Raw genomic sequence first — 17749 nt, 5'->3', positions numbered from 1 at the left:
GGTGGCCCCCGCCGCCCTCCTGCGGCGTGTCCCGGTCCGCTCCGCCCGTCTCGTCGCGAGCCTCGCCGGCGCCGCGCTCTCGCTCGTGGCCGGGTTCTGGGTGGCCGTCGTCCTCGACGGCCGCGACGCGCTGCCGGTCACCGCGGTCCTGCTGCTCGTGCCCGCGCTCTCGGCTGCCGTGCCCACCCACCGCCTGGAGCCGGTCGCCCGCGCGGTGATCGCCCTCGGCTGGACGCTCGCGCTGGACACGGTGGTCGCGCAGGCGATGCTGTCGCTCGGGGCCTGGGACGTGCGCCTCGGCGTGCTGGTCGTGACCGGTGTGAGCGTCGCGGTCTGGGTCGGCGTCGAGCTGGGGACCACCCTGTCCCGGAGAGCGGCGGCGGAGAGAGCGGCCGAGGTGGGCCCGTGAGGTTCGACGTCGTCCACCCGGCCGAGCTGACGGCGGGCGAGATCGGCCGGTGGCGCGCGCTGCAGAGGCTCACACCGACGCTGCACACCCCGTTCCTGTCCCCGGAGTTCACGCGCACCGTCGCGCGGTTCCGCCCCCGCACGCGGGTCTCGGTGATCCACGAGCGCGACGACATCGTCGGCTTCTTCCCCTTCGAGCACGCACCGCTCGGCCGCGGGCTGCCCGTCGCGCCCGGCCTGAGCGACGCGCAGGGTCTCGTGCACGCGGACGACGTCGCGTGGGACGCGCGGGCCATGGTGCGGGCCTGCGGGCTGTCGGTCTGGGAGTTCGACCACCTCGTCGCCGACCAGCGCGTCTTCGACGAGCACGTGACGACCGCGGCCGCGTCGCCGGTCATCGACCTGCGCGACGGCTTCGACAGCTGGTACCGCACGATCCGCGCCCGCTCCTCCCGCGTCCGCGACCTGCCCCGGCGGTGGCGGCGCCTCGAGCGCGAGCACGGCCCGGTGCGGTTCGTGCTCGAGGCCACCGACGACACGGCCGCGGGCGCGCTCGACACGGTGCTCGAGTGGAAGTCCGCGCAGTACCAGCGCACCGGGCGCTCGGACCGCTTCGCCCAGCCGTGGATCCGCGGGCTGGTGCACCAGCTCCTCGACGAGCACGCCGGCGGCTTCCGGGGCTGCCTGTCGCTGCTCTACGCCGGCGACGAGCTGGTCGCCGGGCACTTCGGCCTGCGCGACCACGGGGTCGTGCCGACGTGGTTCCCGGCGTACGCCCCGAGCATGGGCCGGTACTCGCCGGGCCTGCTGCTGCACCTCGCCATGGCCCACGCCGCGGCGGCCGACGGCGTGCAGCTCATCGACATGGGGCGGGGCGCGAAGACCTACAAGGAGGAGCTGAAGTCGGGGGACACCACGGTCGCCGAGGGCCGGGTCGCCCGGCTCGTGCCCACCGCGGCGCTGGCGTGGGCGCGCACCGCCCCCGTCCGCTCGGCGCGGCGGGCCGTCGACCGCAACCCGCGGCTCTACGACGTCGCCGACCGCGTGCTGCGCGCTCGCGGCCGCTGGCGTCCCGGCACGGCGAACGGGGTGTCGGCATGACACGCACGGTCTCGGTGGTCATCTGCGCCTACACCGACGAGCGATGGGACGACGTCCTCGCCGCGGCGTCGTCGGTCGCCGAGGGGCAGAGCGTCGCGCCGCACGAGCTGATCGTCGTCGTGGACCACAACCCCGGCCTGCGCGACCGCCTCGCCCGGGCCCTCCCGGACGCGCTCGTCGTCGCCAACGCCCAGACCCGCGGGCTGTCCGGCGGCAAGAACACCGGCGTCGCGGCCTCCACCGGCGAGGTCGTGGCGTTCCTCGACGACGACGCCGTCGCCGGGCCGGACTGGGTGCGGACCTTCGCCGAGGGCTACGACGACCCCGACGTCCTCGGCGTCGGCGGGCTCACGCTGCCGTGGTGGGCCACCGACCGGCCGACCTGGTTCCCCGAGGAGTTCGACTGGGTCGTCGGCTGCACGTTCGTCGGCCGCGACCCGGGCCCGGTGCGCAACCTGCTGGGCGGGAACGCCTCGTTCCGCCGGGACGCGTTCGAGATCGCCGGCGGGTTCCCCACCCACATCGGCCGCACCGCCGCGCGGGCGCGCCCGCTGGGGTGCGAGGAGACCGAGTTCTGCATCCGCGTCGCGGCCCACCGCCCCGGCGCGCGCTTCGTCCACGACCCGCGCGCGGTGATCTGGCACCGGGTCCCGCCCGCGCGCGAGGCGTTCCGCTACTTCCGCGCGCGCTGCTACGCCGAGGGCCTGTCGAAGGCGCTGGTCACGCGCAGCGTCGGCGCCGCGGCCGGCCTCGCCGCCGAGCGGAGCTACGCCGCGGTGACCCTGCGCCGCGGGGTCACCCGCGGGGTCGTCCAGGCCTGGCGCGGCGACCGCCACGGGCTCGCCCGCGCCGGCGCGATCACCGCCGGGCTGCTCACCACCACCGCCGGCTACGCCGTCGGCTCCCTCGCGAGGACCGCGTCGTGACCGTCCCCGTGCTCATGTACCACGCGGTCGCCGAGCGGCCCTCCGACGCCACGTACGGGCTGTCGGTGCACCCCGACCGGTTCGCCGAGCAGCTCGACCTCCTGGCCGCCGAGGGCTTCACGACGATCACGGTCGGCGAGCTCGCCGCCATCCGCCGCGGCGAGGCGACCGCACCCGAGCGCCCGATCGCGCTGACCTTCGACGACGGGTACGCCGACTTCCACCGCGAGGCCCTCCCGCGCCTGACCCGCGCGGGCGCGACCGCCACGCTCTTCGTCACCACCGGCTGGCTCGACGACGCCGGCACCGAGGCCGCCGGGCAGCCGCTGGACCGGATGCTGTCGTGGTCGCAGGTCGCCGAGTGCGACGCCGCCGGCGTGGAGATCGGTGCGCACAGCCACAGCCACGCCCAGCTCGACCAGCTGGCCGACGGCGCCCTGCGCGACGAGCTCGCCCGTCCGAAGCGCCTGCTCGCCGAGCGTCTCGGGCACGAGGTGCCGCACCTCGCCTACCCCTACGGCTACTCGAGCGCGCGGGTGCGCCGCGCGGTCGCCGACGCCGGCTACCGGCTCGCCGCGAGCGTCGGCAACTTCGCGGCCGCCCGGGGCGCCGACGGCTTCGCCGTGCCGCGGCTGACCGTCGCGCGGACCACCGACCTGGCCACGTTCGGGCGCGTGGTGCGCGGTGAGCACCACGCCCGCATCTACTGGAAGGAGCGCACCCTGACCGCCGGGTACCTGGTCGTGCGCCGCAGCCGGTCCGTCGTGTCGCGCTCCGCCCTCGCCGGACGGGTGCTCTCGTGACCGCCGGGTCCGTCGACGCCCGCACGGCGGCGCTGCGGGTGGGCGCGGCGCCCTCGACGTCGCGCCGCGCCCGCCTGCGCGAGCACCTCACCGACCCGTTCTCGCGGAACTCGTACGCGCTGATCGTCAACACCGGCATGACCGGGCTGCTGGGGCTCGTCTTCTGGTTCCTGGCCGCGCGCTTCTACACCCCCGAGGACGTCGGGCGCGCCTCCGCGCTCATCTCGGCGATGACCCTGCTCTCGGCGATCGTCGGCATCAACATCACCGGCACGCTGAGCCGGTTCCTGCCTCAGAGCGGACGGCGCACGGCGCGCCTGGTGCTGGTCAGCTACGGGCTCAGCTCGCTCGTGGTCGCGGCGCTGGCCACGGGCTTCGTCCTCACCCTCGGCTGGTGGGGGCCGTCGTTCGGGCTGCTCGCGAGCCCGTGGGCGGCGATCGGGTTCGTCGGCGTCGCGATCGCCGCGAACATCTTCACCGTGCAGGACGGCGTGCTCGTCGGCCTGCGCGGCGCCGGGTGGGTGGCGCTCGAGAACACCGTCTTCGGCGCGGTCAAGGCGGCCCTGCTCGTCCTGCTCGCCAGCACGCTGCCCGCCTCCGGGGTGTACGTCGCGTGGATCGTGCCGATGATCCTGCTCTGCCTGCCGGTGAACCTCCTCGTGTTCGCCCGGCGGGTGCCGCGCCACGCCCGCGAGACCGACGGCGGCACCGCGACCACCGGCAGCGAGATCCGCGGGTTCATGGCCGGCGACTTCGTGGGCGCCCTGTTCGGGTTCGGCGCGATCTACCTCGTGCCCGTCGTCGTGGCCGCCGCGCTGGCGCCGTCGACGTTCGCGGTGTTCTACATCGCCTGGATGATGGCCGGGGTCCTCAACCTGGTCCCGAACAACCTCGCGCAGACGCTCACGGTCGAGGGGGTCTTCGACGCCGGCCGGCTCGCCCGGTACGCGCGCTCCGCGCTGGTGCGCTCGGTCGCGCTGCTCGGGGCGGCCGCGGTGCTGCTGCTCCTGCTCGCCCGTCCCCTCCTGGCCTTCCTCGGCCCCGACTACGCGGCCGCCGCGCCGCTGCTGCAGCTGCTCGCGCTGGCGTCGCTGGGCCGCGCGGTCCTCGAGGTCTGGCTCGGGGTGCTGCGCGCGCAGGGGCGCGCCCGCTCGATCGTGCGCTGGCAGGTGCTCTCGGGCACGGTCGTCGTCGGCTCCGTGGTGGCGGGCCTGTTCCTCGGCGGCGGCACGCTCGGGATGCCCATCGACCCGGTCACCGGGGTGGGCGTGCTGGTGCTCGTCAGCAACGTGGCCGTCGCGCTCCTCGTGCTGCCGCGCCTGCTCCCGGTCATCGCCGGGAGGCGCGAGGCCCCGTTCGACCCGTGGACGCCGCCGGCCCCCGCCCCCGACCCCGCCCCCGACCCCGCCCCTGACTCCGCCGTCGCCCAGCGCCTCGTCCCGCTGCAGGTCGTCGTGCGGCAGCGCGCGACGACCCCGCCCGACGAGGCGCAGACCGAGACGGCGCCCCAGGCGCCGCGGCGGCCGGTCCCCGCGCCACGGACGTCGCAGGAGACGTCGCCGGAGACGTCCCCCGAGCCACCCCCCGAGCCACCCCCCGAGCCTCCCCGGGAGACGCCCGCCCGCTCGCGGTGGCGGCGCCTGCTGGTCGCGGTCGACCGCGGCGGCCCCGCGGTGATCGTCGCCGTGGCCAGCCTGCTCGCGCTCGTCATGATCTTCGAGCCGCTGGCGTGGGTGGACCTCGGCGCCCTGAGCGGCTGGGGCCTGGTGTCGGTCCTGCCCGTGGTGACGCTGGCCGGGGTGGCGCTGCTGCTGGTCAGCGTCGTCGCGGCCATCGCCCTCGCCCGCGAGCGCAAGGTCCTGCTGACCGCCCAGCTGGTGGCCGTGTGCTGCGCCCTGCACGGGCTGACCGCGCTGATCGAGCCGCTGCCCCGGTTCCCCACGTCCTACGTGCACCTGGGGTTCGCCGACTTCATCTCGCGGTTCGGCACGGTGGCCCCCGACGTCGACGCGCGCTTCAGCTGGCCCGGCTTCTTCGCCCTGGTGTCGTTCGTGTCCGACGGGGCCACGCCCGAGCAGCTGCTGCCCCTGGTGCGGGTCACGCCGCTGCTGTCGAACCTGTTCTACCTGCTCGCGCTGTGGCTGATCCTGCGCAACGTGCGGATCAGCTGGCGCGGTAAATGGTTCGCGGCCCTGCTGTTCACCGTCCTGCAGTGGATCGGGCAGGACTACTTCTCGCCGCAGGGCTACACGTTCCTGCTCTACATGATCTTCATCGGCATCCTGCTGACCTGGTTCCGTCCGGTGGGCCGCGAGGCCGTCGGCGCGGCCGGGCGCCCGGCGTGGGTGGACGGCGCGCTGCGCCGGACGCCGTCGTGGCTGCGGCGCGCCGGGAGCGCGGTCCGGCGCGGCGTCGGCCGGGTGATCGGGACGCCGACCCAGGCCGGCGAGCGCGCCGCGCGGCCGTCGTCGCCGGCGACGCGCGTCGCGCTGCTCGGGCTGCTGCTCACGATCTTCGCGGCGGCGACCGTGAGCCACCAGCTGACACCGTTCGTCATGGTCATCGCGGCCGGCGCGCTGGCGCTGGGGCGGCGCTCCACGCTGCGCGGGCTGCCCGTGCTGCTCGGCGTCCTGCTGATCGCCTGGGTGAGCCTGATGACCGCGGCGTTCTGGACCGGCCACCTCACCGACGTCCTCGGCGGCGTCGGCGACCTCACGGGCAACGTCTCCACCAGCATCGCCGCCCGCGCCGGCGGCGACCCGGCGCACGGCGTCGTCCTCATGGTCCGCGTGGCCCTGTTCGGCGTGCTGGCCATCGGGTCGCTCGCGGGGCTGCTGCGCCGCCGGCACCGCGGGATCGACGACCGGGTCGTCCTGCTCCTGCTCGCCGTGCCCTTCCTCGCCGTCCTCGTGCAGAACTACGGCGGCGAGATCGGGCTGCGCGTGTACATGTTCGCGCTGCCCGGGGCGTGCGTGCTCATCGCGATGGCCTTCTTCCCCGAGACCGCGCGCGGCAGCGGGTTCCGCGCGTCGTTCGGGTCGATCTGGCGCTACGTGGCCGCGGGCGTCGTGGTGCTGGTGCTCGGCGCGGCCTACGGGATCGCGGCCTACGGCAACGAGGCGTTCGAGCGGGTCACGCAGGGAGAGATGGCCGCGGTGCAGTGGGTCTACGACCGGCCCGGCGACGCCCAGGTCCTCTTCCTCACCGACTCCCTCGACTCCGGGGCGACGCCGATGATGCCGATCGGCTACACCGACACGATCGGCGTCGGCGTCCGCGCGACGCTCGCGTCCCCGAACGCCGCCGACAACCCCTCGGTCGTGGTCGAGCAGCTCGCCTACTGGGGCGGCAGCACGTACTTCGTCACCTCGCAGGCCGAGGAGCAGTACCTCGAGGTCAGCGCCGGCTTCCCGAAGGGCTGGGGCACGCAGCTGCGCGCGGCGCTGGCCGCCGACCCGCGCCTGCAGAAGGTCCTCGACACCGGCGACGCCCAGATCTGGGTCCCGCGCAACGACCAGGCCTTCGACCCGATCACCGGCCGGGTCCCGGAGCTGCTCGGGGTGCGCATCGGGCCGACGCCGTGGACCCCGGTCGGGGTGACGGTGCTGATCGGGCTGGTCGGGGTGCTGCTCGTCCAGCAGATCTGGGCGCTGCGCCGGCCGGGCCGGGCCGCCCTGCGCACCACGGTGTTCGTGTGGGGGCCGCTGCTCCTGGCCTTCGCCGCCGTGGTGGTCGAGCGCCTGTTCGCGCTCACCTGACCCGCTGCGCCCCTGCCGTCATGCCCCTTCGGGGACCCACCGGACCTCGTACGGCGCCAGCTCGACGTCCGTGCCGCCGACCGTGGCGGTGACCGGGGCGTCGCTGGTGTTGACGACGACCGTGGAGTTCGGCCCGCGGGCGCCGAACACCGGCGGCGCGACGCCGGCGTCCTGCACCGGGGCACCCGGCGGGAACTCGCGGGCGAACTGCTGCAGCATCCCGAGGAACGGCTCGGGCGCCCCGGTGGGCGCCCAGAGCCCGGTCGGCGAGGACGCGTTGCGCGCGGCGTTCCAGTAGAACGACGTCGCGACGCCGGAGCGGGCGAACTCGACGAGCCCCGCCGCCCGCTGCGCCAGCCGCTTCTCCTGCGGCCAGCGCGCCGCGTCGGGCTCGACGTACCACTCGGCCCACCACAGCGGCAGCGTCGTGCGGCCCTGGATCCAGCGGTTGACGTCCGCGATCTTGGTGAGGGCGGTGGCGTCGTCGGGCGCGCCCTCCTCGGTGGTGGCGTGCCCGTCGACGACGACGAAGTCGGCGCCGTTCTTGTTCTGGTTCCAGAAGTCGAACGCGTCGAGGATGCGCTGGTCGACCTTGCCCCAGGGCCCGGTGAGCTCGGAGGGCCCGGTGTCGACGCCCGGCGGGGGCGCGGTCATCTCGATGTAGGGGCCGCCGACCTGGTTGCCCGGGTCGACCTCCTTGAGCGCGTCGTACACGCGGTTGTAGAGGTCGGTGTACGCCGGGCCGTCCCAGGTCTTGGTCTCCTCGTTGAAGAAGCCCTTGAACTCGTTCCAGACCTGGAAGTGGTGGACGTCGGGGTAACGGCGGGAGATCTCGGCGGCCAGGTCCGCGAAGTCCTGGTAGTGCTCCGGGGTGGGCGCGACCTCGAGCCGGCTCCAGTCGGTGGTGCCCTCCGCGCCGCCCTTCATCCAGTCCGGGGCGCAGCACAGCGTGATCACCGGCGTGCCGCCGCTGCGGCGGATGAAGTCCATGCGGGCGTCGAGGCTCGCGAAGTCGTACTCGCCGGGCGACGGCTCCGGGTTGCTCGCGCCGAAGCCCATGATGTGCTGCGCCTGCGGCATCGGCTGGGCCCCGAGCGCCGCGGCGACCTGCCCGGTGGCCGCCGGGTCGCCGTCGACGGCGCTGAACTGGGTGTGGGTGAGACCCGGCCCGAGGACGTTCGACGGGGCCGCCGACGCGCGCGCCGTGCCGCCGTCGCACCCCGCCGCGACCAGCAGCGCCGACGCCGCCGCCAGGGCGGCCAGGACCCGCGGCCACCGGAAGCCCTCGCTCCGCATCTGCCCCCCACCCCCACGCGCGCGTGATCGACGCGCGTGGAGTCTAGCCCTCGATCGGGTAGGGGAGTGGTGAGGAACACATGATCAATGGAGATCAGCGTCGGCGGCGCACGAGCCCCGCGAGGTAGGCGGCCTGACCGGCGTGCTGGATGTCGTCGTCGACCACGCTGACCAGGCGCACCCCGCGCGTCACCGGCGGGTCCCACGCGTCGTCGATGACCTCGTCGAGATCCTCGCCCGTCAGCGTCCGCAGGTAGGCCACGGTCCGCTCGTGCACGGCGTCGAGGTAGCCGGTGAGCAGCGCCGGGTCGTCGACGCGCACCGACGCGACCTGCTCGGTGGTGTGCCCGTAGCCGATCGAGGCGTCGTCGAGGGGCAGGTCGAAGCGCCGCGCCCACCCGTCGGCGGTGTACACCTGCTCGGTGCCGGCCAGGTCGGCGACGTGGTCGTCCTGCACGCGTGTCAGGTGCCAGACGAGCCACGCGATCGGGTTGGCCTCGGCGTCCGCGCGCCAGCTCAGCTCGTCGGCGGTCAGCCCGTCGACGGCCCGCGCGGCGTCGCTCTGCGCGCGGCCGAAGGCGTCGACGAGTACGTCGATGGCGTCCATCTCTGGTTTCTCCTGACCCCTCAGCGCACCGAGGCGAAGACGACGACGTTGTCCCGGTACGACAGCGTCCTCTCGTCGAACGGGCCGCCGCACGTCAGGAGGCGCAACTCCTGCGAGGTCGCGGGTCCGTAGATGCGGTCCGAGGGCAGGGTGTCCTTCGGGAAGTACTCGACGCTGTCGACGGAGAAGCGCGCGGTCTCCCCGTCGGAGCGGGGCACCTCGATCATGTCGCCGGGGCGCAGCCGGTCGAGCTGGGCGAACACCGCGGGCCCGCGGCGGGTGTCGACGTGGCCCGCGAACACGGCCGGGCCGGGGTCGCCGGGCACCGCGCTCGAGGTGTACCAGCCGACCTGCCCGAAGTCGGTGGGCACCTGCAGGGCGCCGCGGTAGTCGATGCGCAGGTCGGTGAGCTGCAGCGCGGCGAGCCCGATCGACGGGATCTGCATCCCGGTCGGGCGCAGGCCCTCCGGCGCGGCGAGGGCCGCGGCGAGCGGCATCCGCGGGGCGGGCGGGACGTCGGTCTCGTCGGTGAACAGGCCGGAGAACCAGTCGCCGACGGCGCTCAGCAGCGTCGGCGTGGCCAGACCCCCGAGCCCGGCCTCGGTCCCGCCGCGCGGCACCGGCGGCACGCGCGGCGCCGCGGGCAGCGGCGTCTCCGGGTCGGGCGTCGGGCGCGGGGTGGGCGTCGCCTGCGGGGTGGTCGGCTCCGTGCCGGGGGCGGGCACGCCGGCGACCGTCGCCGCGTCCGGCACCGCCTCGACGATCAGCTGGCCGTCGGGCTCGCGGCCGACGAACAGCGTGGTCACCCCGGAGTCCGGCAGGGTCACGGTCGTCCGGTTGGTCGACCCGAGCCGCGAGCGGATGTCGACGCGCCACTCGCGCGCCGGCACGGTCACGTACGGGGTGGTCGAGCCGTAGAAGAGGTCGCCCGCGAGCGGCGGGCCGCCGAGGAGTCCGACGTCCAGCGCGCCGACCCCGTTGGCGCCCTGCACCACCCGGACCTGCGCCGACCCCGCCGGCGCCGGCGCGGTCTGGTCGTCGAGCACCTGGAGCTCCGGGGCGCCCGTCGTCGTCGAGTCGACGAACGCGGCGGTCTGCGCGGTGCCGGCGGGCACCTCGAGCGACACCCGGACGGCGGGCGGGCTCTCCGGCGCCGCGCCGGCGGGGCGGGCGGTCAGCGTGTAGGTCCCGGCGGGCTCGGTGAGGTACGGCGAGGTGCCGCGGTAGCCGACGCCGGGCGCGACGAGGGTCTCGGGCAGGTCGGGGCCCGCGACGTACATGTCGACCGACGGGGTCACCGGCGACAGGTGGGCGATGCGCAGCATCCCGGTCGCCGCGTCGGCGGTCGCCGTCCGGACCCCGAGCCCGACCGTCACCCCGACGACCGCGAGCACCGCCACGGCCAGCGCGATCCAGACCAGCGGCCGGCGGGACCACCGCCGCCGTGGTGTCTCGGTGGGCGTCTCGACGGGCTGGTCCGGCTCGGACACGGGGGGAGCTCCTCGGGGGTGGGGGAGTGACGGGGTGCGGGCGGGGTCAGGAGGTGGGGATCAGGAGGGGGTGGTGGGCCGCGGGAAGCGGCCGCGCCAGACGACGACGCCGCGGACCTCGACGGCGCGTCCTTCGAGCACCGACACGGCGTCGGCGAGGCGGGTCGGCGGTCCGCGCCGGGTGTCGACGGCGACGAGCGCGGCGCGCACCCCGACCTCGCGGATGCGGGCCAGCGCGTCCTCGTCGGCGCGCGGCCGGCGCAGCGAGTGGACGGCGGGCGCGTCGCGGTCGTCGGGCGGGGGCAGGCGCACCTCGGGGGTGAGGTCGCGCAGCGGGAGGACGTCGCCGGTGATCCGGGCCGCCTCGACGAGGTCGCGCCCGAGGTCGCGGACGCGGGGGCCGGCGAGCTGGAGCACGAGCACCGGGCCCCGCCCGCGCACGACGTCGGCGTAGAGCCGGGTGAGCACCGCCGGCACGTCGTCGCCCGGGTGCACCACCGCGTGCGGGCCGTCGACGCGGGCGAGCGCGAGGGTGCGGTCGCGCCGGGCCCGGGCGGCGCGCTCCCCGCCGAGGCCGCGGGCGGCGAGGGTCGCGACGACCGCGAGCACGAGCACCGCGAGCGCGGCGAGCAGGGCCTCGGCGAGCGGCGAGCGCTCGGCGGTGACCACGGGGTCGCCGTCGGGCAGCAGGCGCGGCGCCGGGGCGGCGGTGCGCTCGGCGATCTCGGTGGTGAGGGCGGCGTAGCGCTGCTCGAGCAGCGCCCGCGCGGGGTCGCCGAGCGGGGTGGCGAGCAGCGTCGTGCCGGTCTCGCGGAGCTGGTCGTCGAGCGGGTCGGTCGCCGCGCGCAGGCCCGCGGCGTCGACCCGGATCAGGGCCTCGGCGAGCGCCCGCGTCATGGCCTCCGCGAGGGCCCGCGCCTGCTCCGGCGAGGCGCCGTGCGCGACGACGGTGACGATGCCGGCGTCCGACGCGGCGACCTCGACGGCGTCGGCGACGTCGTCCGGAGCGATCCCGCCGGCGACCGCAACCGCGGTCTGCACCGGCGTCGTGCCGGCGAGCCCGACCGCGGTCCGCGCCGCCTCGACCGGCGTGCCGACCGCCGTCGCGGTCGCCCGGGACGTCGGCGAGCGCAGCAGGACGACGAGGGCCGCGACCACGAGGGCGAGCGCGACGAGCCACCACCACCGCACACGGAGCGCGCTGATCCGATCACCCCGCGGCACGCGGTCACCCTAACGGGTCATTGGACCGTTCGGAGTCTTACGCGGGACGGTCGGTGCCGGGTTTCTCGCGCGGTCCTGCTCTCCGCGAACACGGCACCACAGGGCCGGGCGGTGGATCAGGCTGGGCCCATGAGCTCCAGCCTGTACGTGGCCCTGCGCAGCGGCCACGAGCACACCGTCACCGGTCTCGACGACGACACGGCCACCTCGCTGCGCGCGCGCATCGTGGCCCACCTCGAGGCCCGCGAGTCCCACCCAACGCTCGACCTCGGTGACGGCACCACGCTGCGCACCGACGCCGTCGTGATGGCGCGCGTGCACGACGAGGGGCCGCGCACCGGCTTCGTGGGCTGACGCTCGCTCAGGACCCGGCGCCCGGACCCCGCGGAGGCGGGACGAGCGTGGCGCGCACCGTGATCCCGCGGCGCCGCGCGAGGTACCCGGCGACCCGGCGGCGGGCCGTGCTCGGCGCCGGGTGCGCGGGGGCGAGGTCGTCGAGGGCGAGGTCCCACAGCGCGGGCAGGAGCGCGTCGTCCCAGTCGGAGCCGGCGAGGTCGAGGAGCGTGGGGCTGTCGAGCCCGGTGCCCACCCACTCGATGGCCAGCTCCACGACGTCCGCGGGGTCCCACGCCATGCCCAGCACCTGCGCGGCCCGCGCCTCGGCGGGGGTCATCCCTCGCAGCGACGGGAGCCCGGCGAGACCGGCGAGGCCGCCGCGTCGGTGCCCTGTCGGCCGTGCGGTGGTCGCGGAGATCCCCATGTCAGCCCCCAGAATCGCTGTACGTGAGCGACCCGCCCCTGGTGCTCACTCGGTCAGGCTATCGCCCCGCCCGGATCGCCGGAACGGTGACTCTCGGCTGATCTTCGTCGTGTGAACCGCGGGTTGACGTCGTGTGCGAGGATGCCTGGTGTGAACCTTGAGTTGTCAGTGGACCGCGCCGTGGCCGAGGCGACGGAGCGGGCGGTCGTCGCCGATCCCGGCGCGAAGCTCGACGACCGCGCCGGCGAGCGCGCCGCGCGGCACCGGGCGCTGACCGGGCTGGGGGCGGCGCTCGCCGTCGAGGCGGAGGCCCGCACCCTGACGGCCGGGGTGACGGCCGGGCGCGCCGAGGTCGCGGTGTGGCTGGGGGCGAGCCTCGCCGACCTCGGCGGCGTCACCGGCCGGTCGCGCCAGGCGGCCCGCAAGCGCTGGCCCCACCTCGGCGCGGTGCACCGGCGGCGGCACTGGCTCGGCAACCACGTCGACGACCTCCTCTGGGCGGTCCACCTCGTCCTCGACGCCGACCTCGAGGGCGCCGACCCCGCCACCCGCGAGGCTCTCGCCGCGGCGGTCGCCGCCACCGAGCGCGACTTCGCCGGCGAGCCCGCCGACCTCGACGCCGCCGTCGCCCGGTGGCGGGCCCTCGACGTGCTCGTGGACGTCCGGCTGCGGGAGCTCCTCGCCGGTGTCCCCGAGGAGCCGGCCGATCCATCGGCGGGATTCGCCGCCCACGGGGCTCGCGGCGTGCTGCGCTACTACGACCACGCCGTCCACTCGGCGGAGTGATCCGCGGAACGAAGCGTCGCCGTCCCGGTCGGCGTGTCGACCCCGGTTCCGCCGGACGGGCCTCGCGGACCGCGACCGTCGTCGGAGCGTGACGACCCGGCCGTCGCCGTCCCCCACGCTCGTCCCGCGCGCGGCCGCGGCACCCCGGCCGGGACCGCGGGCGATGACCAGCGGTGCCGCCCCGGCCCCGGACGCGCCCGGGAGCTCGCGGGGCTGCTCGTCCGGGCCCTCACGACCCGCTAGGGAACGTCCATGGGGACGACCACGCCCATCCACGACGCGCTGGCCGGTGTTCCGCTCGCGGTCCCGGTCCGGCCCACACCGTGCCCGCGAGCGGTGCCCTCGGTCGCCGAGGACGCCGAGCGGGTCGTCGCGCTCGCCTGGCAGGAGGCCGACGAGCGCGGCCATGCGTACTTCGGCACCGGGCACCTGCTGCTCGGCCTCGTGCGCGCCGACGACACGGAGGCCGGGGTGCTCGCGGTCGCCGGCGTGACCCCGGAGATGGCCGACGCCGCGATGGCGCTCGTCGTGCTGTCGTCGGTGTCCGAGCCGGTGGTCCGCGCCGCCGCAGGCGCCCGGCCGCTGCCGGGGGACGAGGTGGCGGCGGTGCTGCGCGCCGCGTCGGAGCTCGCCGGCTCCGAGGGCGAGGTGACCGCGGCCGACCTGCTCACGGCCCTCGGCGCGCGCCCGTGGGGGCAGGCGGCGGAGATGCTCGCGGCCCTCGGTGTCGACGCCGCCGAGCTCGCCGCGGCCGTCGTGACCCTCGCCGAGGCGCCGGAGGCGACCGCCCGCCCGGCGCCCCGCGACCCCAGCGGGCTGCTCTCCTCGGCGTGGCGTCCGGCCGACGAGCGGATGGCCGACGAGGAGATCGACGAGGAGATCGACGAGGAGATCGACGAGGAGCAGCTCACCGAGGCGTGACGGGGGCCGTCGCTCCGGACAGAATCCGGTCCATGGCGAAGCCGAGCTGGATCCGTGCCGAGGACGGCGACTGGTACCGCGTCTCCGAGGTGGTCGCGGTGAAGACCCTGCCGCACCCCGACGGCGGCTTCATGGTCACCGTCGAGACCCACCGCCACGACAACATCGACGTCACCGGCCGCCTCGACCACGTCGAGGACGCCTCGCGCTCCCGGGACTCCGTCGCCGGCCTGCTCTCGAAGGTCGAGGAGGGCGCGGTCATCACGTTCTCGTCCGGCGCCTTCTCTGCGGACGCGGTCGCCTAGGGACGGGGTCCGTAGGCGTCGAGGAACCGGTCGCGGAACGCGTCCATCCGCCAGACCGGCGTCGTCGGGTCCGGCGTGAGCCCGTCCGCCCAGCCCCAGCCGCTCACGGCGTCGAGGACGGCGGGGTCGCGGCTGACGATGGAGATCGGGATTCTCCGGTCCGGCGTCGGCCCGGTGACGACGGGCGAGGCCTGGTGGTCGCCGAAGACGACGAGCACGGGCGCGCGGGCGGGGTCCTGCACGGCCTGGCGCTCGGTCCAGTCGTAGAGCGTCTTCAGCGAGTACTCGATGCTGCGGCGGTAGTCGTCGCGGACCTGGGGCGTCGGCGTCGTGAGGATCGACTGGAACGAGTGCTGCGGCTCCTCCGGACCGAACACGCTGCCGTCGCCGACCTGGTCGGGCGGCACGGTGCGGGGCAGCGGCGCCCATGGGCCGTGGCTGGAGGTCAGCACGAGCTCGGCCATGGTCGGCGGCGCGCCGGGGCCGCGCTCGAGGCGGTCGAAGGCGCTGAACAGGTACTGGTCGGGCATCGGCGACCAGCTGAAGCGCGGACCGCGGTAGCCGAGGTCGTCGTGGGTGTAGGCGCGGTCGAGCCCGAAGAACGCCGCCTCCGGCCACGGGCCCGTCGTGCCGGGCTGGACGGTGACGGTGCGCCAGCCGGCCTGGTGGAAGGCGCGGGTGAGCGTGAGGCGGTCCGACGAGACGAGGTCGGTGTGCCGCTGCTCGCCGTCGATCCAGAGCCCCGAGAGCAGGGTGGCGTGGGCGAGCCAGCTGCCGCCGCCCGCGACCGGTGAGGTCAGCATCCCCGTGCGCGCGCTGTACCCGACGGCGCCGAGGCGGCGCTCGCCGTCGTCGACGACCGCGCGGACCGGGCCGGCCAGCCCGGGGTCGTCGAGCGCGGACATGCCGTAGCTCTCGACGACCGCGACGACGACGTCGCGCCCGCGCAGTGCGGTGAGCAGCCGGTCGTCCGGCACGTCGCGGAAGGCGTCGACGGAGGCCTCGCGCTCGAAGGCCTGCTGGTCGCGGACGCCGGCGTCGATCTCGACGGCCCGGTCCACGGCGCGGATCGAGGTGTCGCGCGAGGCGACCGGCACCCCGGGCACGACCTGCACCGACAGCGTCCACGCCACGAACCAGCCGACCGCCAGCACGCCCGCGAGGCGCAGCGCCCCGGAACGGTGCGCGGCGGCGATGCGCGCGAGCCGCGCGACCGCGCCGCCCGTGCCCACCACCAGCGCGATCCCCAGCAGCGCGACGAGCACCGCCACGACCACCCCGACCACGGGCCCCGAGGTCTCGGCGACGAAGTCGTAGGCGTTGCCCAGCAGCACCGCGTCGCGGGCCGGGTCGAACGAGCGGGCGATCGCGACCGAGAAGCCGAGGTCGAACAGCGTGAGGACCAGCATCACGCCGAGCACCGCCCCGGCGACCCAGGCGAGGATCCGCCGCGCCCAGCCCGGCAGCAGGGCCGCCACGACGAGCGCCACCAGCACCTCGAACGGGATGCGCAGCGCCGACGGCGGGACGAGCCGGGCGATGTCGCCGGGCAGGAGCAGCGCGACGAGCACCAGGACGCCGGCGAGCAGCGTCAGCACGCCGGCGAGGCCCGGGCGGACCCGCACCGGGTGGGTGTCCGCGGACCGCCAGAGCCGCACCACGTCCCGCCCGAACGACCACAGCAGCGCGGCGAGCGCGGCGCCCACCAGCACGGTCGCGGCGAGCGCGGGCAGCAGCGTCGACGCGGCGATCACCAGCACGACACCCTGCGCCGCGGCGACGACCTTGCCCGAGCGCTTGGGCGTCAGCTCGCCCGTCAGCCAGGGCAGCACCACGCCCGCGGCGACGAAGAGGTAGCGCGCCAGGCCGATCAGCAGGACCCAGTTCCCCAGCGCCCACGAGACGTGCCAGGACAGGACGAGCAGCAGGAACGCGTCGAGCTCCATGTCGAAGCGCGCCCCGAACGACGACGCCACGTTCCAGCGGCGCGCCACGGCCCCGTCGACGCCGTCGAGCACGAGCGCCACCGCCGCGAGGACGACGAGCGCTGGCCCCGACATCGGGTGCTGGGAGACCGGGTCGGCGACGAGCGCGGTGACGCCGACGACGAGGACCGCGCGGACCAGCGTCACGCGCCCCGCGGGACCGAGCGCGTCGACGGGCGCGCCGGCGAGCAGCGCCACGAGGGCCGCGGCGGCCGTCGCGCCGACCACGAGCCCGAACGGCCCGAGCCCCACGCCGTGGGTCAGCACCCCGAGCAGGCCCGCGCTCGCGAGCGCGCCGCCGAGGAGCTCGGCGGTCAGGGTCGGGGACACACGGCGCACGCGTGCCAGCATGGCCGTCCACTGATCGTCGGGAAGTGAGGAGGGTGGATCCATGGCGCACACGGCGCGGGCGTTCCGGGTGGAATCACCCGGGCGGGCGGAAATCGTCGAGATCCCGCTGGCCGAGCCGGGTCCCGACGACGTCGTCGTGCGCACGGTGCACTCGGGCGTCAGCCGCGGGACCGAGACGCTGGTGTTCCGCGGGGAGGTGCCCGCGAGCCAGTACGGCCTGATGCGCGCGCCGTTCCAGACCGGCGACTTCCCGGGGCCCGTGGTCTACGGCTACCTCGCGGTCGGGGTCGTCGAGTCCGGGCCGGGCGCCGGCCGGACGGTGTTCGCGCTCTACCCGCACCAGGACCGCGCGGTGGTGCCCGCCGACTCCGTCGTCGAGGTGCCCGCCGACGTGCCGCCGGAGCGCGCGGTGCTCGCCGGGACCGTCGAGACGGCGGTCAACGCGCTCTGGGACGCGGCGCCGCGGGTCGGCGACCGGGTCGCGGTGGTCGGCGCGGGCATGGTCGGCGCGTCGGTCGCCGGCGTGCTGGCGACGTTCCCGGGGGTGCGGGTGGAGCTGGTGGACGTCGACCCGGGTCGTCGTGCGGTCGCCGACGCGCTCGGCGTGGGCTTCGCGACGCCCGACGCCGCGGCCGGCGGGTGCGACCTCGTCCTGCACGCCAGCACCACCGAGGCCGGCCTCGCGCGCTCGCTGGAGCTGCTCGGCGACGAGGGCGAGGTGGTCGAGATGTCGTGGTTCGGCGACCACGCCCCGCGCGTGCCGCTGGGCGAGGCGTTCCACTCGCGGCGCCTGACGATCCGCGGCACCCAGGTCGGCCGCGTCGCCCCGGCCCGCCGCGCCCGCTGGTCGACCTCGGACCGCCTGCGCCTGGCCCTGCGCCTGCTCGCCGACCCGCGCTTCGACGCCCTGATCACCGACACCTGCGCGTTCGACGAGCTCCCGGCCGTCATGCCCGCCCTCGCCGCCGGCGACCGCCCGGGCCTGGGGGTGCGCGTGGACTACGCCGGCGCGTGAGCAGCGAACGGGC

Annotated in this window: 16 protein-coding genes; 10 read left to right on the top strand and 6 right to left on the bottom strand. The window is 76.0% G+C overall.

Translation table 11 applies throughout. The features are described from left to right. Position 1 precedes the first annotated feature (1 nt). The 5 genes from EV188_RS26820 to EV188_RS31995 are packed head-to-tail and all read left to right on the top strand — an operon-like array spanning position 2 to position 6996. Positions 2–409: a hypothetical protein gene (locus tag EV188_RS26820; RefSeq protein WP_133829401.1), complete on the top strand. Its 408-nt coding sequence runs from the start codon at positions 2–4 to the stop codon at positions 407–409. After that, complete coding sequence (locus EV188_RS26815; RefSeq protein WP_133829400.1) at positions 406–1509, top strand: GNAT family N-acetyltransferase; 1104 nt, start codon at positions 406–408, stop codon at positions 1507–1509. The genes EV188_RS26820 and EV188_RS26815 overlap by 4 nt, the downstream gene beginning before the upstream one ends. After that, positions 1506–2435, top strand: a complete 930-nt coding sequence (locus EV188_RS26810) for a glycosyltransferase family 2 protein (protein WP_133829399.1) — start codon at positions 1506–1508, stop codon at positions 2433–2435. Before EV188_RS26815 ends, EV188_RS26810 begins: the two co-directional genes overlap by 4 nt. Then, positions 2432–3238 carry a polysaccharide deacetylase family protein gene (locus EV188_RS26805; protein WP_208114385.1) on the top strand — a complete coding sequence of 269 codons (807 nt, stop codon included), beginning with the start codon at positions 2432–2434 and terminating at the stop codon, positions 3236–3238. Before EV188_RS26810 ends, EV188_RS26805 begins: the two co-directional genes overlap by 4 nt. Beyond that, entirely contained in the window at positions 3235–6996 is a 3762-nt protein-coding gene (locus tag EV188_RS31995) for a polysaccharide biosynthesis protein (RefSeq protein WP_166660109.1), read from the top strand. The genes EV188_RS26805 and EV188_RS31995 overlap by 4 nt, the downstream gene beginning before the upstream one ends. A gap of 18 nt (positions 6997–7014) precedes the next feature. On the opposite strand, the gene EV188_RS26795 is transcribed toward EV188_RS31995, so the two are convergent. The 4 genes from EV188_RS26795 to EV188_RS31990 form a co-directional block, all read right to left on the bottom strand. Beyond that, positions 7015–8292, bottom strand: a complete 1278-nt coding sequence (locus EV188_RS26795) for a GH39 family glycosyl hydrolase (RefSeq protein ID WP_133829398.1) — start codon at positions 8290–8292, stop codon at positions 7015–7017. 94 nt (positions 8293–8386) lie between these two features. Next, positions 8387–8899 (bottom strand): mycothiol transferase, encoded by a 513-nt coding sequence (locus EV188_RS26790; RefSeq protein ID WP_133829397.1) that lies wholly within the window; start codon positions 8897–8899, stop codon positions 8387–8389. A 20-nt stretch (positions 8900–8919) separates the two neighbouring features. Then, on the bottom strand, positions 8920–10389 hold the full coding sequence (locus EV188_RS26785; protein WP_133829396.1) for a class F sortase: 1470 nt from the start codon (positions 10387–10389) through the stop codon (positions 8920–8922). 60 nt (positions 10390–10449) lie between these two features. Next, on the bottom strand, positions 10450–11613 hold the full coding sequence (locus EV188_RS31990) for a hypothetical protein (RefSeq protein ID WP_166660108.1): 1164 nt from the start codon (positions 11611–11613) through the stop codon (positions 10450–10452). A gap of 129 nt (positions 11614–11742) precedes the next feature. Here EV188_RS31990 and EV188_RS26775 point away from each other — a divergent pair, with 129 nt between their 5' ends. Beyond that, positions 11743–11967 carry a hypothetical protein gene (locus EV188_RS26775; RefSeq protein WP_133829394.1) on the top strand — a complete coding sequence of 75 codons (225 nt, stop codon included), beginning with the start codon at positions 11743–11745 and terminating at the stop codon, positions 11965–11967. A gap of 7 nt (positions 11968–11974) precedes the next feature. On the opposite strand, the gene EV188_RS26770 is transcribed toward EV188_RS26775, so the two are convergent. Beyond that, positions 11975–12286 (bottom strand): hypothetical protein, encoded by a 312-nt coding sequence (locus EV188_RS26770; protein WP_133829393.1) that lies wholly within the window; start codon positions 12284–12286, stop codon positions 11975–11977. 267 nt (positions 12287–12553) lie between these two features. Between EV188_RS26770 and EV188_RS26765 the strand changes: the two genes are divergently transcribed. The 3 genes from EV188_RS26765 (at position 12554) to EV188_RS26755 (ending at position 14385) form a co-directional block, all read left to right on the top strand. After that, positions 12554–13159: a hypothetical protein gene (locus EV188_RS26765; RefSeq protein WP_208114384.1), complete on the top strand. Its 606-nt coding sequence runs from the start codon at positions 12554–12556 to the stop codon at positions 13157–13159. A gap of 252 nt (positions 13160–13411) precedes the next feature. Continuing rightward, the gene (locus EV188_RS26760) at positions 13412–14080 is read left to right on the top strand and encodes a Clp protease N-terminal domain-containing protein (RefSeq protein ID WP_133829392.1); all 669 of its coding nucleotides are present in this window, start codon (positions 13412–13414) and stop codon (positions 14078–14080) included. A gap of 32 nt (positions 14081–14112) precedes the next feature. Further along, complete coding sequence (locus EV188_RS26755) at positions 14113–14385, top strand: hypothetical protein (RefSeq protein ID WP_133829391.1); 273 nt, start codon at positions 14113–14115, stop codon at positions 14383–14385. Here the strand turns inward: EV188_RS26755 and EV188_RS26750 are convergent. Next, positions 14382–16709 (bottom strand): CDP-alcohol phosphatidyltransferase family protein, encoded by a 2328-nt coding sequence (locus EV188_RS26750; protein ID WP_243742021.1) that lies wholly within the window; start codon positions 16707–16709, stop codon positions 14382–14384. The genes EV188_RS26755 and EV188_RS26750 overlap by 4 nt on opposite strands. A gap of 52 nt (positions 16710–16761) precedes the next feature. On the opposite strand from EV188_RS26750, the gene EV188_RS26745 reads away from it, so the two are divergent. Continuing rightward, positions 16762–17736 carry a zinc-dependent alcohol dehydrogenase gene (locus tag EV188_RS26745; protein ID WP_133829389.1) on the top strand — a complete coding sequence of 325 codons (975 nt, stop codon included), beginning with the start codon at positions 16762–16764 and terminating at the stop codon, positions 17734–17736. Positions 17737–17749: the final 13 nt, after the last annotated feature.

The organism is Actinomycetospora succinea (assembly GCF_004363095.1).
GTDB classification, from domain to species: Bacteria; Actinomycetota; Actinomycetes; order Mycobacteriales; family Pseudonocardiaceae; genus Actinomycetospora; species Actinomycetospora succinea.
Note: the sequence above shows the minus strand (reverse complement) of the source record. Positions and strands in the feature narration are given on the sequence as shown.

Coding starts and splice junctions, on each gene's coding strand:
- EV188_RS26775 (WP_133829394.1), top strand. CDS start 11,743: ATGAGCTCCAGCCTGTACGTGGCCCTGCGCAGCGGCCACGAGCACACC.
- EV188_RS26755 (WP_133829391.1), top strand. CDS start 14,113: ATGGCGAAGCCGAGCTGGATCCGTGCCGAGGACGGCGACTGGTACCGC.
- EV188_RS26745 (WP_133829389.1), top strand. CDS start 16,762: ATGGCGCACACGGCGCGGGCGTTCCGGGTGGAATCACCCGGGCGGGCG.
- EV188_RS26790 (WP_133829397.1), bottom strand. CDS start 8,899: ATGGACGCCATCGACGTACTCGTCGACGCCTTCGGCCGCGCGCAGAGC.
- EV188_RS26795 (WP_133829398.1), bottom strand. CDS start 8,292: ATGCGGAGCGAGGGCTTCCGGTGGCCGCGGGTCCTGGCCGCCCTGGCG.
- EV188_RS26760 (WP_133829392.1), top strand. CDS start 13,412: ATGGGGACGACCACGCCCATCCACGACGCGCTGGCCGGTGTTCCGCTC.
- EV188_RS26810 (WP_133829399.1), top strand. CDS start 1,506: ATGACACGCACGGTCTCGGTGGTCATCTGCGCCTACACCGACGAGCGA.
- EV188_RS26770 (WP_133829393.1), bottom strand. CDS start 12,286: ATGACCCCCGCCGAGGCGCGGGCCGCGCAGGTGCTGGGCATGGCGTGG.